Annotated in this window: 15 protein-coding genes and 1 riboswitch; of the genes, 7 read left to right on the top strand and 8 right to left on the bottom strand. The window is 70.1% G+C overall.

Features of this window, described 5'->3' with window-relative positions; translation table 11 throughout:
• Positions 1-133 precede the first annotated feature (133 nt).
• Entirely contained in the window at positions 134-763 is a 630-nt protein-coding gene (locus ACIBO2_RS46215; protein WP_397304337.1) for a phosphoribosyltransferase, read from the bottom strand.
• 17 nt (positions 764-780) lie between these two features.
• Positions 781-1,878: a ribosome small subunit-dependent GTPase A gene (gene rsgA / locus ACIBO2_RS46210; protein WP_358548886.1), complete on the bottom strand. Its 1,098-nt coding sequence runs from the start codon at positions 1,876-1,878 to the stop codon at positions 781-783.
• A gap of 324 nt (positions 1,879-2,202) precedes the next feature.
• Here rsgA and ACIBO2_RS46205 point away from each other — a divergent pair, with 324 nt between their 5' ends.
• The 6 genes from ACIBO2_RS46205 to ACIBO2_RS46180 all read left to right on the top strand — a co-directional run bounded on the left by ACIBO2_RS46205 (position 2,203) and on the right by ACIBO2_RS46180 (position 7,799).
• Positions 2,203-2,724, top strand: a complete 522-nt coding sequence (locus ACIBO2_RS46205; protein WP_393465268.1) for a sigma-70 family RNA polymerase sigma factor — start codon at positions 2,203-2,205, stop codon at positions 2,722-2,724.
• Positions 2,721-3,443 (top strand): zf-HC2 domain-containing protein, encoded by a 723-nt coding sequence (locus ACIBO2_RS46200; protein WP_358548889.1) that lies wholly within the window; start codon positions 2,721-2,723, stop codon positions 3,441-3,443. Before ACIBO2_RS46205 ends, ACIBO2_RS46200 begins: the two co-directional genes overlap by 4 nt.
• A 169-nt stretch (positions 3,444-3,612) precedes the next feature.
• Positions 3,613-4,914 (top strand): CHRD domain-containing protein, encoded by a 1,302-nt coding sequence (locus ACIBO2_RS46195; RefSeq protein WP_397304336.1) that lies wholly within the window; start codon positions 3,613-3,615, stop codon positions 4,912-4,914.
• 280 nt (positions 4,915-5,194) lie between these two features.
• On the top strand, positions 5,195-5,434 hold the full coding sequence (locus tag ACIBO2_RS46190) for an IclR family transcriptional regulator C-terminal domain-containing protein (RefSeq protein WP_358548895.1): 240 nt from the start codon (positions 5,195-5,197) through the stop codon (positions 5,432-5,434).
• A complete protein-coding gene (locus ACIBO2_RS46185; protein ID WP_358548898.1) occupies positions 5,431-6,435 on the top strand; it encodes a serine hydrolase domain-containing protein in 1,005 nt (334 codons plus the stop codon). The genes ACIBO2_RS46190 and ACIBO2_RS46185 overlap by 4 nt, the downstream gene beginning before the upstream one ends.
• Positions 6,432-7,799, top strand: a complete 1,368-nt coding sequence (locus tag ACIBO2_RS46180) for a hypothetical protein (protein WP_397304335.1) — start codon at positions 6,432-6,434, stop codon at positions 7,797-7,799. The genes ACIBO2_RS46185 and ACIBO2_RS46180 overlap by 4 nt, the downstream gene beginning before the upstream one ends.
• Before the next feature lie 201 nt (positions 7,800-8,000).
• Here the strand turns inward: ACIBO2_RS46180 and glyA are convergent, their stop codons facing one another.
• From glyA to ACIBO2_RS46150, 6 genes are all read right to left on the bottom strand, one after another.
• A complete protein-coding gene (glyA, locus tag ACIBO2_RS46175) occupies positions 8,001-9,254 on the bottom strand; it encodes a serine hydroxymethyltransferase (RefSeq protein ID WP_358548903.1) in 1,254 nt (417 codons plus the stop codon).
• Between the two features lie 25 nt (positions 9,255-9,279).
• Positions 9,280-9,361, bottom strand: a riboswitch (ZMP/ZTP riboswitch).
• 45 nt (positions 9,362-9,406) lie between these two features.
• On the bottom strand, positions 9,407-10,021 hold the full coding sequence (locus tag ACIBO2_RS46170) for a hypothetical protein (RefSeq protein ID WP_397304334.1): 615 nt from the start codon (positions 10,019-10,021) through the stop codon (positions 9,407-9,409).
• Positions 9,969-10,844, bottom strand: a complete 876-nt coding sequence (locus tag ACIBO2_RS46165) for a serine/threonine-protein kinase (RefSeq protein ID WP_358548909.1) — start codon at positions 10,842-10,844, stop codon at positions 9,969-9,971. Before ACIBO2_RS46165 ends, ACIBO2_RS46170 begins: the two co-directional genes overlap by 53 nt.
• A gap of 14 nt (positions 10,845-10,858) precedes the next feature.
• A complete protein-coding gene (locus ACIBO2_RS46160) occupies positions 10,859-11,764 on the bottom strand; it encodes a YihY/virulence factor BrkB family protein (protein ID WP_358548912.1) in 906 nt (301 codons plus the stop codon).
• A gap of 90 nt (positions 11,765-11,854) precedes the next feature.
• Positions 11,855-12,229 (bottom strand): YccF domain-containing protein, encoded by a 375-nt coding sequence (locus ACIBO2_RS46155; protein ID WP_358548915.1) that lies wholly within the window; start codon positions 12,227-12,229, stop codon positions 11,855-11,857.
• A gap of 33 nt (positions 12,230-12,262) precedes the next feature.
• Positions 12,263-13,039 (bottom strand): TIGR03084 family metal-binding protein, encoded by a 777-nt coding sequence (locus ACIBO2_RS46150; protein WP_358549292.1) that lies wholly within the window; start codon positions 13,037-13,039, stop codon positions 12,263-12,265.
• Positions 13,040-13,281: 242 nt separating this feature from the next.
• On the opposite strand from ACIBO2_RS46150, the gene ACIBO2_RS46145 reads away from it, so the two are divergent.
• Complete coding sequence (locus ACIBO2_RS46145) at positions 13,282-13,365, top strand: putative leader peptide (RefSeq protein ID WP_311132608.1); 84 nt, start codon at positions 13,282-13,284, stop codon at positions 13,363-13,365.
• Positions 13,366-13,391 lie beyond the last annotated feature (26 nt).

The following is a 13,391-nucleotide window of genomic DNA, read 5'->3' as shown; positions in this document are numbered from 1 at the left end:
TTCCCCGAGGGGACCCCGCCCTCTGCGGACCGGCCTCCTCCTCACCCCCGCAGGAGGTATCCCTCCCAAGGGACACCAACCCCGACGGACCGTCACAGAGCCCGAGACGGTCGCGTGACGAAACACCCCTCACTCAGGCACCCGCCAGCAGATCCAGCACGTCGGCGTCGCTGAGCTGATCGAAGTGCTCGTACCACTGCCCCACCGCCCGGAAATCCGCCGGGACCCGCAACACCACCACCTCGTCGGCCTCCTCGCGCATGGCCTCGACGGTGTCGCGGGCGCCCACCGGCACGGCCAGCGTCACCCGGCCCGGCTTGGCCGCGCCGACCGCCCGGAGCGCGGCCCGCGCGGTGGCGCCGGTGGCCAGGCCGTCGTCGACCACGATCACCTCGCGTCCGGCGAGATCGGCCAGCGGGCGGTCGCCCCGATAGACCTTGACCCGGCGGGCCAGCTCGCGCCGCTCCTCCGCGACCACGTCCGCCACCGACTCGGGCGTCATCCCGAGCCGGCGCAGCAGCAGCAGGTCGAACACCGGCTCGCCGCCCTCGGCTATCGCGCCGACGCCCAGTTCGGGCGTCGGCGGATAGCCGATCTTCCGAGTCACCAGCACGTCGAGCCGGCCACCGACGCTGCGGTGGATCGGCACGGCCACCGCCACGCCGCCGCGCGGGAGCGCCAGCACCACCGGGTCCTGCGCGTCGAGCAGGCGTCCCGCCAGCATGGCCCCCGCTTGCGCGCGGTCCGCGAACAGCAGCTCCATGCAGTGGTGTTACCCGGTCAGGGCCGGTTTCTGCCCGTGCGCCGCATTTCCTTGTGGATGACCTTCCACTTGTTCTGCTGCTCCTTGCGGAGGCGCGCGTCGGTGCGCGAGGCCATCCAGGCGGCCTCACGCTGGAGCTTGCGCCAGCTGATCAGCCGCCGCTCGGGGAGTTCGCCGCACTCCAGCGCGGCGAGCACCGCGCAGCCGGGCTCGCTCTCGTGGCCGCAGTCGTCGAACCGGCAGCCGGCCGCCAGTTCCTCGATGTCGGAGAAGACGAGGTCGACGCCCTCGCTCATCTCGTAGAGGCCGACGCGGCGGATGCCCGGCGTGTCGATGACGAGGCCGCCGCCGGGCAGCGGGATCAGCTCCCGGTGCACGGTGGTGTGGCGGCCCCGGCCGTCGGCGGCGCGCACCTGCTGGGTGTCCATCGCCTCGCCGTCCGCCATGGCGTTGACGAGCGTGGACTTGCCGGCGCCCGACGGGCCGAGCACGACGGCCGTACGCGAGCCTTCGAGGTAGCCGCGTACGAGCTCGACACCGTCGCCGAGCACCGAGGAGACGGCGTGCACGTCGACGCCCGGCGCGGCGACGCGTACGTCGGCGAGCAGGTCGTCGAGGCCGCGTTCGAACAGGTCGGACTTGGTGACGAGCACGACCGGCGTGCCGCCCGACTCCCAGGCCAGCGCGACGAGCCGTTCGATACGGCCCAGGTCGGCGAAGTCCGTGGCGTGCATGGACGGCTCCGCGACGAAGACGATGTCGATGTTGGCCGCGAGCACCTGGCCCTGTCCGTCGCCCGACAGGCCGCCGCGCGAGTCGCGGCTGACGCCGCCCCTGACGAAGGCGCTGCTTCTCGGCAGGACCGCGTCGAGCTCGTAACGGCCCTCTGGGAGCTCCTTGAGCGCGACCCAGTCTCCGACACAGGGCAGCGCCACCGGGTCGTCAGCGGACGCCCTACGGACGCGCGCGCCGTACTTGACGTGATGCTGCCCATCGGCGGCGATCACTTCGGCCGCGCCGCGATCGACCCGGGACACGCGGGCGGGCACGGTGTGTAGTGGTAGCTCGGCGACGCGGGATTCGGTCCAGCCGAGCGGGAAAAGCGTGGAGAACAACGGAGTGACACCTTTGTGGTCGAGAAGGACCCCGGGTGACCTCTAAGCAGGCACCCGGAGGATGACAGACGGCAAGCCGAACAGAACAGCCCGCATGGTCGTCACCTCCTCACTCGAGTTCTCGGTGCAGCTGGGAAGTGACTCTACGCATCCCTCCTGCGAGTTCGCAACGACTTTCTTCCCGATCTGTTGAACCGCGCCAGGGAATCTGTCCGTACTTCCTGCCGACTGCACTTTGAAAGGGGAATGATGCGAGTCAGCACGTGTCCCCCGCCCTCGGCCGAGGGAGCCGCCCCCATGGGCAAGCCACGCTCACGCCACCGGATGAGACGAGTACGTCCGGATGACGAAGTGGTCGTCTCCACGCTCTACCGGGAGTACCACCGGCCGCTGCTGGCCTTCGTGATCCGGCTGACGGCGGGTGATCGGCAATGGGCCGAGGACGTCGTGCAGGAGACCATGATCCGCGCCTGGCGTAGTTCCGAGCAGCTCGATCCGGACTCGGCTTCGCTCATGCCCTGGCTAGCCACCGTCGCACGCCGTATCGTGATCGATGACCGGCGGCGCAAGGAAGCCCGCCCGCCGGAATCAGGCGACGGCCCGCTGGAGAGCATGCCCGTGCCGGACGAGATGGAGGGACTGCTGCACCAGGTGGTCGTATCCGAGGCGCTGATGGCGTTATCCCCGGCCCACCGCGAGATCCTCAACGAGACGATCTTGCGAGACCGGTCGGTCAACGATGCTGCCATAGCGCTCGGCATTCCCGTTGGCACAGTTAAGTCCCGGGTTTACTACGCGGTCCGCGCGTTGCGCGTCGCACTGCAGGAGAGAGGGGTGACGGCGTGAACAGAGTCGAGCATACGGACGTGGGCGCCTACTCCCTCGGTCTGCTGGACGACGACGACAGATTAGCCTTCGAAGCGCACCTCTCCCTCTGCCCGTCGTGTCGGGCGGAGCTGTCAGAGCTGGCCGGAGTGGCCAGTGTGCTGACGGGGATCGGGCCGGTGCGAGAAGAGCCCCCTCCTCCCGATTACGGGCAGGCCGATGTCATCGACCTGCTCCGGCGTAAGAAGGCGCAGGACCGGCGGTCGAGGCGGGGGACATTCGTGATCGGGCTGGCGGCCTCGGTCACGCTGGTGGCCGGCGGGCTCGCGGTCGGCACCCAGCTCGGGGGCGGCGACGCGGCGACGCCCGTGGCGGCGGGCCATCCCACGCAGCATCTGGGTCCGGCCGAGCAGTTCTACGCCGACGGCAAGCCCATCGAGGGCGTCGGCGCCGACGGCGTGACCGGCGGGCTGGTGCTGGAGTCCAAGGGCTGGGGCACACATGCCGCGCTCAAGCTCTCGGGCATCAAGGGCCCGCTCGAATGCGAGCTGATCTCGGTGTCCAAGACCGGCCAGAAGCGGATCATGACGGGCTGGTCGGTGCCGCCCGCCGGATACGGCGTTCCCGGGTCGCCCGATCCGCTCTACATGCACGGCGGCAGCCCGTGGAAGCTCCAGGACATCGACCATTTCGAGGTGGTCACCACCTCTGGTAAGACTTTACTTACCGTCAGAGCCTGAATTCCCCGGGACTCACCTCCCAGAAGCCCTTCCACCGCAGGTGGGAGGGCTTTTTTGCGCTCGCTTCCCTATATGTAAATTTACGGATTCAGCGGTTGAACCTCTTCGGGCCGGGTCGCGTACTGCTTGCCGTACCAACCCCAATGACAATCCTTGAAGAGGTTTCATCATGTCGATTCGTACGCTCGCCCTGTCCGGGGCGCTGCTCGCCACCGGCCTTCTCGCTCCGGTCACCGCCGCTCAGGCGACTGTCTCGGCCTCCGGTGACGACGTGTACCTCGCCGCCGGCCTGCGCGGTGCCAACGAGGTGGGCGTCAAGGGTGACGCCGATGGCCGGTCGACCGTCGTCATCAAGATCAGCGGTAACGAGGTCACCTTCGCGGCTCGCTGGAACAAGATCGACTCACCTACCGCCGGGCACATCCACCAGGCCGCCAAGGGGGCCAACGGCGACGTCAAGCTCGAGTTCTTCACCAAGCCGCTGCCCAAGACCGTGCTCGGCGTGACCGGCACGGTCACCGCCGACCCGGCGCTGGTCAAGGCGCTGATCGACGACCCGGGCGGCTTCTACGCCAACCTGCACGACGCCGCCCACCCCAAGGGCGCGGTCCGCGGCCAGTTCCACCGGCTGAACAAGCCGATCGACATCAACGGCGTCCTGCAGGGCAGCAACCAGGCCACGCTCTCCGCCCGCGCCGACGGCGCCAAGGAAGTGCCCGCCAACGACGGCAAGAAGCGCGGCGACCAGGACGGCCAGGCCACCTGGTGGCTGCGCCCGACAGGATCGGTCATCGGTTACACCGCCTTCTGGACCGGGCTCGCCCCGGTGACCAACGGCCACATCCACAAGGGCGCGAGCGGCAAGAACGGCGACGTGGTCGCCGACCTGTTCGCCGACGCCGCGGGCCTGCCGTCGAACCTGACGGGCGTCGCGGGTGAGGCCAAGGTCGCCGCGCCGGTCGTCAAGCGCATCGCCGCCAACCCCGGCCGGTACTACACCAACCTGCACACCACGGAGTTCAACGGCGGGGCGGTACGCGGCCCGCTGTCCGGCGACCCGTTCGACCACCCCCGCGCGGTCACCGCCGAGGTGCTGAAGGGCGCCCAGATCTACGCCTGCACCCAGCAGCCCGGCGCGGCCCCGGCCTTCACCCAGTACGGTGTGGCGGCCAAGCTGCGGCGCGGCATCGACCACTCCTTCGTGACCCCGGCCGCGGGACCGCCGCAGTGGGTCGCTCCAGACGGCAGCGCGGTGCGCGGAGCGGTCGTCACCAAGACCCCCAACGGTGACGGCAACATCCCCGAGCTGGTCCTGGACGCCACCCAGTCCGGCAAGAACACCGGCCTGCTGGCCCACGCCACCACGATCCTGCGCCTCAACACCGAGGGCGGCGTGGCCCCCGCGGGCACCTGCACGGTCGGCGCCCAGACCCAGGTCGACTACAAGGCCGACTACCTCTTCCTCGGCTGATCACTCTAAGACCAGCTGAAGAGCAGGTCCGAGCGGGCGATTCGGTCCCGCCCGTGAGGACCGCCCCCGGCCGGTAGCGGCGCCACCCGCCACCGGCCACCGCCTCCGGGGACCTCCGGCCCGTCCCCGAAGGCACCCGACGCCCCGCCGTAACCCTCCGTACGGCGGGGCGTCCTCATGCCCGCCACAGGTCCGTTGTGGCGGAGCGTCCTCATGCCCGGAGCAGGTCCGAACGGGGGGCGTCCTCATGCCCGGCCCTCAGCCCCGGTCTGCGGCGGCTTTGCCGCTTCAGGAACTGGAGGCGGTACGCTCACGCGGCTACGCGATCGACAAGGAGGAGAATGAGGCGAACGTGCGCCGCGTCGGGGCGGTGGTCCGCGACGCGAGTGGGACGGCGGTGGGCGCGGTGAGCGTCGCGGGTCTCACACTCAGCCTGAGCCAGGACGACATGCCGCTGCTGGGACCGCTGGTGGTGGCCGCCGCCGCCCGCGTGTCGGCGGCGATCGGGAGGAACATATGACGGACGTGCTCGCGCGGGCCCGCGCCCTCGGGGAATTCTCCGGCGCGGCCTGGGCCTACGGCAGGTCGAGTGGCCCGGTTTCGCGTGGCCTCCTCGGCACGCTGGCGTGGAACGGCGACCCGGTCGGTGACGACACCCTGTGGGACCTGGCCTCGCTCACCAAGCCGATCGTCGGGCTGGCCGTCATGGCGCTGGTCGAGTCGGGCGAACTGACCCTGGACGACCCCATCGCGCTGCACCTGCCGGAGTACGCCTCGACCGACAAGTCCGGCATCACCGTCTTCGAGCTGCTGACGCACACCTCACGCATCCCCGGACAGCAGCCGCTCTACCGCGACCACCCGACCCGCGACGAACTGCTCGCCGCGGTGGCCCGGCTGCCGTTGCGTCCGTCCCCCGGGTTCGAGTACAGCTCCCAGGGGTTCATGGTCCTCGGGCTGATCGCCGAGCGGGCCGCCCGGACACCGCTCGACCAGCTTGTACGGGAGCGGGTGACCGAGCCCGTCGGCATGGACGAGACCCGCTTCCTGCTGCCCGAGCCCGACCATCGGCGTGCGGCCGCCACCGAGGACTGCCCGTGGCGCGGCCGGATCGTCCAAGGGACCGTGCACGACGAGAACGCCGAGGTGCTGGGCGGGGTGGCCGGGCACGCTGGGCTGTTCGGCACGCTGGACGACCTGGCGCGGCTGGGCCGGGCCCTGTGCCGGGGCGGCGGCTTTCTGGCTGCCCGGACGCTCGAGGTGATGACCCGGACGCGAATCGGCGGCCGGGCGCTGGCCTGGGAAGGGTGGGAGCGGCCCGGATGCAGCGGGGGTGATCTGCTGAGCCCGGCGGCGTATGGGCACACCGGGTTCACGGGGACGAGCCTGTGGGTGGATCCGGAACTGGACGTGTTCGTGGTGCTGCTGACCAACCGGGTGCACCCGAGGCGGGGGTCGGACGCGATCAACCGGATCCGCCGCGCCTTCCACAACGCGGCCGTGGCGGAGGCCCTGGCATGACCGGCGGCGGGGGTGTGAGCGGCTCCGGGAACGGCGGTTTGGGGTTCGGCCACGCAGGTGCGGGCGGTTCCGGGGCCGACGGTTTCGGGATCGGCGACGCAGGTGCGGGCGGTGCCGGGATCGGCGACTCCGGGGTCGGCGAGGCGGGCGGTGCCGGGAACGGCGGTTCCGGGGTCGGCCGGGCGGGTGCGGACGGCTACGGGGTCGGCGGTGTGCTTCGGGTGGTTGGTTCGTCGGCGGCGGTGCGGCTGGTTCCGGGAGACACCGGGCTGGTGCTGGAGCCGACCCGGGAGCGGCCCGGGGATCTCTGGATCGGGCCCGGCTGGGTGGACCTGCACGCCCACGTCTACGACGGGATGACGGTGATCAGCGTGCCCCCGGACCGGGCCGGCCTGGACCAGGGCGTGCACGTGGTCGCCGACGCGGGCAGCGCGGGCCAGGCCACGATCGACGGGCTGGCCCGCTATGTCGTCCCGGCCGCCGAGACCGAAATACGCGCCTGGATGAACATCGGCTCATACGGCCTCGTTCACCTACGCGAAACGGCCGACCCGAGTTTCATCGACGTGGACGCCACGCTGACCGCCATCGAACGGCACCGGGGACTGGTCTGCGGCGTGAAGGTCCGCTCCAGCGGCGCGGTCGTGGGCGCGATGGGGCTGCAACCGCTCCAGCTCGGCCGGCTCGTCGCCCGGCAGGCGGGTCTGCCCCTGCTGGTGCACGTCGGCGAGGCACCGCCGCTGATCGAGGACGTGCTCGACCTGCTGGACGAGGGCGACGTGATCACCCACTGCTACCACGGCAAGACCGGCCATCCATGGCGACCCGACGGCACCCCTGTCCCCGCACTGGCCCGCGCGCTCGACCGTGGCGTGCTGCTGGACGTGGGCCACGGCGCGGCCAGCTTCAGCTTCGACGTCGCCGAACGCGCGATCGCCGCCGGTTTCCCACCGCACTCGATCAGCACCGACATCCATGTGCGCAACATCGGCGGCCCCGTCCACGACCTGGCCACCACGATCACCAAGCTACTGGCCTGCGGCCTGCCACTGGAGAACGCGATCACGGCGGTCACCGCCGCACCCCGCCGCGTCCTGCGCGTGGACTCGCCGGACTCGGAATGGCTGGCGGACAACGGCGCGATACGCCACGCCACGGTATTCCGACTGACTGGGGATGCCACGGAGTCCCGGCCGACCGGAGGGGCAACGGAGTTTGGGCTGGTTGGGGAGACGGAGCGGGTCTATGTGGATTCTCGCGGAACCCACCGCGAGCCCACTCACCACGTCCTCCCGGTGACCACCATCCGAGAGGGACGCCTCCGGCCCACCGAACCGCGCCACCGGTCAACGACACGCACGTAACGGCGCCGAGCCCTGTGCGGGCTCAGCGGCCGTTCTCCTGGAGGCCCCCGGCCATGTGCGGCGGGTGGCGGTGAGGGCGGCTTGCCGTAACGGATGAAAGTGGTTCACCCGAAAAGGCAAGCCGGGCTCAGCGGCCGTTTTCCTGGAGGCCCCCCGCCATGTGCGGCGGGTGGCGGTGAGGGCGGCTTGCCGTAACGAAAATCAGGAGAGACCCGGCGCCGGGAACTGCGCGGTCAGCTCGCTGACCTCGTGATGCACCCGGCTGATGACGTGCTCGGCGTCGCCCTTGGCCAGGGCGGTGACGACCTCGTCCATCCACGCGCCGATCTGCCGCATCTCGCCCGGCCCCATCCCCCGCGAGGTGACAGAGGGGGTGCCGATGCGGATGCCGCTCGGGTCGAACGGCTTGCGGGTGTCGAACGGGACCGTGTTGTAGTTGGTCTCCAGGCCCGCGCGGTCGAGCGCCTGGGCGGCCGGCTTGCCGCCGATGCCCTTGGGCGTGAGGTCGAGCAGGATGAGGTGGTTGTCGGTGCCGCCCGAGACCAGGTCGAAGCCGCGGCTCGACAGCTCCTCGGCCAGCGCCTTCGCGTTGGTCACCACCTGGTGCGCGTAGGCCTTGAAGGCGTCGGTGGACGCCTCGTGCAGGGCCACGGCGATGGCGGCGGTGGTGTGGTTGTGCGGGCCGCCCTGCAGGCCGGGGAAGACGGCCTTGTTGAGCGCGGTCGCGTGCTCGTCGGTGGTGGCCATGAGCATGGCGCCGCGCGGGCCGCGCAGCGTCTTGTGCGTGGTCGTGGAGATCACGTCGGCGTGGCCCACCGGCGACGGGTGCGCGCCGCCCGCGACGAGGCCGGCGATGTGCGCGATGTCGGCGGCGAGTACGGCGCCCACCTCGCGGGCGATGGACGCGAAGCCCTCGAAGTCGATCGTGCGCGGGATGGCCGTGCCACCGCAGAAGATCAGCTTCGGCCGGTGCTCCAGCGCCAGCGCCCTGACCTCGTCGAGGTCGATGCGGCCGGTGTCCTGGCGCACGCCGTAGCGGACCGGGTTGAACCACTTGCCGGTGGCCGAGACCGACCAGCCGTGCGTGAGGTGACCGCCGAACGGCAGGCCCATGCCCATCACGGTGTCGCCCGGCTGCAGGAAGGCCATGTAGATGGCCAGGTTGGCGGGCGAGCCCGAGTAGGGCTGGACGTTGGCGTGGTTGACGCCGAACAGCGCCTTGGCCCGCTCGTTGGCCAGAGTCTCGACCTGGTCGATGACCTGCTGGCCCTCGTAGTAGCGCTTGCCGGGGTAGCCCTCGGAGTATTTGTTGGTCAGGACGGTGCCCGTGGCCTCCAGAACGGCCTTGGACACGTAGTTCTCCGACGCGATGAGCTTGACGGTGTCGGCCTGACGGCGCTCCTCCGCCTTGATGAGCTCGGCGATCTGCGGGTCCACGCTTGTGAGAGAACTCATGACTCTCCTGTCATCGTTGACAATGTGCGAAGACCCAGGCGCACGGCCTTCTGCCCTTCCGCTCCCTGGTGGTTCGCCCCACCTAACGCGCCAGTCGCGACGTTCTAGACGATAGCGGATCGGGCAGGGGGGACCGGGCACGGATCAGGTGATCAGGCAGATGAGAGGGCCGCGTTCTTGATCGTTCCGAGCGGCCCGAGGTTCACGTCCACGTGCTCCGCGTCCTGGGGCAGGCCCTCGAAGACGGCCCAGAGCTGAAGCTGCATACCGCCCCCGAACGAGGCCGTGGGGACCTCGGCGCACTGACAGGCGTTGTCCTTCCTGGCCGGGTACAACGGCTTGCCCACGCCGGGAGGGACGATGCTGATCCTCGACACGGTGTTGTCGAGGGTGCTCGCGCCGAACCTGTCGTACAGAGGCGCGTTCTTGGTGCCGACGTTCTTGACCGTCCACTGCAGGCGCGCCGTGGTGCCCTGCCGCACGAGGGAGTCGATGCGCACCTGGAAGGTGGTGTCCAGGGCGTCGAGCGTGCGGGTGACGGCGGGGGTGCCCGGCTCGGCGACGCTCTCCTGCCACGGGCGCAGTACGGCGAGCGTGGCGGCCACGCCGAGGACGGCCGCGAGCGCGGCGGCGACGACCGGGCCCAGCCAACGGCGCCGCCCAGAAGCCCGCCTCCCGCCGGACTGCCCTTCACCCGTCCCGGCGGGCGGCCCTTCACCGGCCCCAGTGGACGGGCCTTCCAGCGCTCCAGCGGGCGGGCCTTCCAAGGCTCCAGCGGACGGCCCCTTGACCACCCCGGCGGACGAACCAGCCACCATCCCACCGGACAGACCTTCCGGACCAGCGGACGGGCCTTCGAACGTCCAGCGCCCGCTCGACCAGCGGCCTGATCCGCTCGTCCAGCCCGTCGAGCACCGGCGCGTGGTTGATCACCCGGTAGACGACCTCGGCGACCCCGCCGGACCCGAACGGCGGCCGGCCGACGCCCGCGTACGCCACCAGAGCGGCCCACGAGAAGATGTCGCTCGCCGACGTCACCTGCTCGCCCTTGGCCTGCTCAGGCGACATGTACGCGGGCGTCCCCATGCTCTGGGCGATCGTGACGGGCGCTCCCCCGGCGTCGGCGAGCTGGGCGATGCCGAAGTCGATGACCCGCGGCCCGACCGCGCTGAGCAGCACGTTGGACGGCTTCAGATCGCGGTGCACGACCCCTGCCTGGTGGATCGCGGCCAGCGCGGTGGCCACGCCGACGGCCAGCGCCTCCAGGTTCGACCCGGTCAGCGGCCCCTGCCGGACGACCACGCCGGACAGGTCGGGGCCCTCGACGTATTCGGTGACCAGATAGGCGGTCCCGCCCTCGAACCCGGCGTCGAGCACGGGGGCGGTGCAGAACCTGGCGACCCGCCTGGCGGCCTCGGCTTCCTTGCCGAACCTGCGCCTGAACTCCTCACGGGCGGCCAGCTCGGGCCGCATCGTCTTCAGCGCGACGCGCCTGCCGGTGGGGTCCTCCGCGAGGTAGACGAACCCCATGCCACCCTCGCCCAGCTTCCTGACGAGCGTGTAGGGACCGACTCTCCGCTGTGCGTCCACTGGGGGATTATTCCCTATTTGGTACGACTGGCGCCGGGCCAGAGCCGATCGACCTCGGCGTTCAGGATGGCTCCGATCAGCACGGCGAGCGCGGTGATGTAGAGCCAGAGCAGCAGCGCGATGGGCGCGGCCAGCGAGCCGTAGACGGACACTGGCGAGAACCACGCCGCGAGCACGGCCCGCAGCACGGCGGCACAAACGATCCACAGGAACAGCGCCAGGATCGCCCCCGGCAGCTCCCGGTACCACTTCGTCCGGACCGGCACGCTCACGTGGTAGAGCACGGTCAGGAAGAGCACCGAGCCGATGACCACCACCGGCCAGTACAGCAGGTCGACGAGGACGCCGTACTCCCCCGGCAGCGCGTCCTTGAGCAGCGTCGGCCCGATGACCAGCACCGGCATCACGATGATCCCGATGACCAGGCCGATCACGTAGAGCCCGAACGACATCAGCCTGGTCCTGATGATGCCGCGTTCCTCGCCGAGCCCGTAGGAGACGGAGATGAGGTCCACGTAGACGTAAAGTGCCCGGGAGCCCGACCAGAGCGACAGCAGGAAGCCCACCGAGATGATCGACACCTTGCTGGCGTCGTCGCTGAGGACGTCGGTGATGAGCGGGTTGACCACCTTGTGCACCGCGTCGTCGGTGAACAGCAGCCCGGCCTGGTCGATCACCCAGGTCTTCACCTGCACGACAACCTGGGGCCCCAGCCAGGTGCCGAGCTTGGCCAGTACCCCGATCAGTCCCAGCACGAACGGCGGGAGGGACAGCAGCGCGAAGAAGGCCGCCTCGCCCGCGAGGCCCGTGACGCGGTAAGTGACTCCCGCGTTCGTGGTCGCGCGGACGGTCGCCCACGAGTTCGTGTCGAGCACCCAGTTCAGCCTGGCACGGGCGTTGGAGGCGAGTCGCCTCCTCATCGACCGGCTAGGCGCATCGGTGGACGTCATGGCACCCAACGGTTATTAGCAGTGACTCTTCGGGACAGCTTACGTCCCCCGGGCACTGCCCTAGTCGACGTCGACGATGCGCGCACCCAGCGGGAGCAGCGAAACCGGGATGAGCTTCAGGTTCGCGATGCCCAGCGGAATGCCGATGACCGAGAGGAACAACGGGATCGAGGTGACCACGTGCCCGACCGCCAGCCAGATGCCCGCGAAGACGAGCCAGATGACGTTGCCGATCGTGGAGAGCGCCCCCGCGTCGGGGTCGCGCACGACGGTCCGGCCGAACGGCCAGAGCGCGTAGGCCGCGATCCTGAACGAGGCGATGCCGAACGGGATCGTGACGATCAGGATGCAGCAGATGACGCCGGCGATCGCGTAGCCGATGGCCAGCCAGACACCGGCGAAGATCAGCCAGATGACGTTCAGGATTGTCCGCATGCTTACAGCATGTCACCGGGGCTGCCTCTCAAATCATCGGGAATGCCCCTGGCCTTTCCCTGATCGACCCTTACCGGGTGGTCCGGCGAACGCCTGCGCTATCTCCATCCAGGCGCGGGCGGTCTCGCCGGTGATCTCCAGGTCGGTGTCGTCGCGGTGGACGCGCTGGGTGACGAGCAGGCAGAAGTCCAGCATCGGCCCGCGGACCGTGTCGGCGGCCTCTTCGGGCCCCGCCGTCCATGGCGTCCCGTCGGGCATGGTCAGCTCCACGCGCACCGGTCGCGACGGAAGGGGCAGATTCCGTACGGCGAAACCGAAGGGCATGGCCCTGAACCCGATCATCGCCACGTGCCGCAGCCTCGGGGTGGGCTCCCTGGTGACGCCGAGCGCGTCCGCCACGTCCTGGCCGTGCGCCCAGGTCTCCATCAGCCGGGCGGTGACGAAGGAGGCGGCCGACATGTCGGGCCCGTACCAGGGCAGCCGGTCACGGGCGGACAGCCCGGTGAACGCCTTGATGCTGCGGGCACGAGCCGTACGGAACCATTCGAGCAGTTCGTCGGGGGCGAGCCCGCGGAACTCCGCGGCCAGGTCATCGGTGGAGGTGAAGTGCGCCGCCGCCGCCCGGAAGACGTCGGGATCGGTCACGGCGGTGCGCGCGGCCTCGTCGAACCAGGCCAGGTGGCTCACCTGGTCACGCACCGCCCATCCCTCGGCGGGTGTGCCGAGCTCCCAGTCTCCGGCCTCCAGGGGCCGTAACAGCTCGTCGAGTGACGCGGTCTCCGCACGCAGGTCGCTCAGCAACTCGCCCATGAGGTCCACGGGCGCCAGCCTAACCGAACAAGGTTCTACGAGGAATAATGCAAGGGTGATCTGCGAGAAGTGCAAGGACAAGCGCCACGAGGAATGTCGCGGCGGATCCTGGTGCGATTGCCAGCACCAGCAGGCGGAGGAGCCGGCCGAGTCGGACCTGGACTGGCCCCGTCAGGGGTGAAGAGCGTCCACAGTCTGGACCCAGTCTTGGACATACCGGATACCTAGCGTATCTTCGAACTATGCCAGCGGACCCCATGCTTGTCGGTCGACGACACGTCGATCTTCAGCGTGTCCGCAGTGCCATCTGTTGCGACGCCCGTTAACCCACCCGTTTTCTCCGTTGCGCGCG

The sequence above is a fragment of the Nonomuraea sp. NPDC050022 genome, assembly GCF_044460705.1.
Taxonomy (GTDB): Bacteria; Actinomycetota; Actinomycetes; order Streptosporangiales; family Streptosporangiaceae; genus Nonomuraea.
This window is presented reverse-complemented; position numbering and strand designations above follow the sequence as displayed.

Coding starts and splice junctions, on each gene's coding strand:
- ACIBO2_RS46195 (WP_397304336.1), top strand. CDS start 3,613: ATGTCGATTCGTACGCTCGCCCTGTCCGGGGCGCTGCTCGCCACCGGC.
- ACIBO2_RS46180 (WP_397304335.1), top strand. CDS start 6,432: ATGACCGGCGGCGGGGGTGTGAGCGGCTCCGGGAACGGCGGTTTGGGG.
- ACIBO2_RS46155 (WP_358548915.1), bottom strand. CDS start 12,229: ATGCGGACAATCCTGAACGTCATCTGGCTGATCTTCGCCGGTGTCTGG.
- ACIBO2_RS46185 (WP_358548898.1), top strand. CDS start 5,431: ATGACGGACGTGCTCGCGCGGGCCCGCGCCCTCGGGGAATTCTCCGGC.
- ACIBO2_RS46150 (WP_358549292.1), bottom strand. CDS start 13,039: ATGGGCGAGTTGCTGAGCGACCTGCGTGCGGAGACCGCGTCACTCGAC.
- ACIBO2_RS46205 (WP_393465268.1), top strand. CDS start 2,203: ATGAGACGAGTACGTCCGGATGACGAAGTGGTCGTCTCCACGCTCTAC.
- ACIBO2_RS46160 (WP_358548912.1), bottom strand. CDS start 11,764: ATGAGGAGGCGACTCGCCTCCAACGCCCGTGCCAGGCTGAACTGGGTG.
- ACIBO2_RS46145 (WP_311132608.1), top strand. CDS start 13,282: ATGCCAGCGGACCCCATGCTTGTCGGTCGACGACACGTCGATCTTCAG.
- glyA (WP_358548903.1), bottom strand. CDS start 9,254: ATGAGTTCTCTCACAAGCGTGGACCCGCAGATCGCCGAGCTCATCAAG.
- ACIBO2_RS46215 (WP_397304337.1), bottom strand. CDS start 763: ATGGAGCTGCTGTTCGCGGACCGCGCGCAAGCGGGGGCCATGCTGGCG.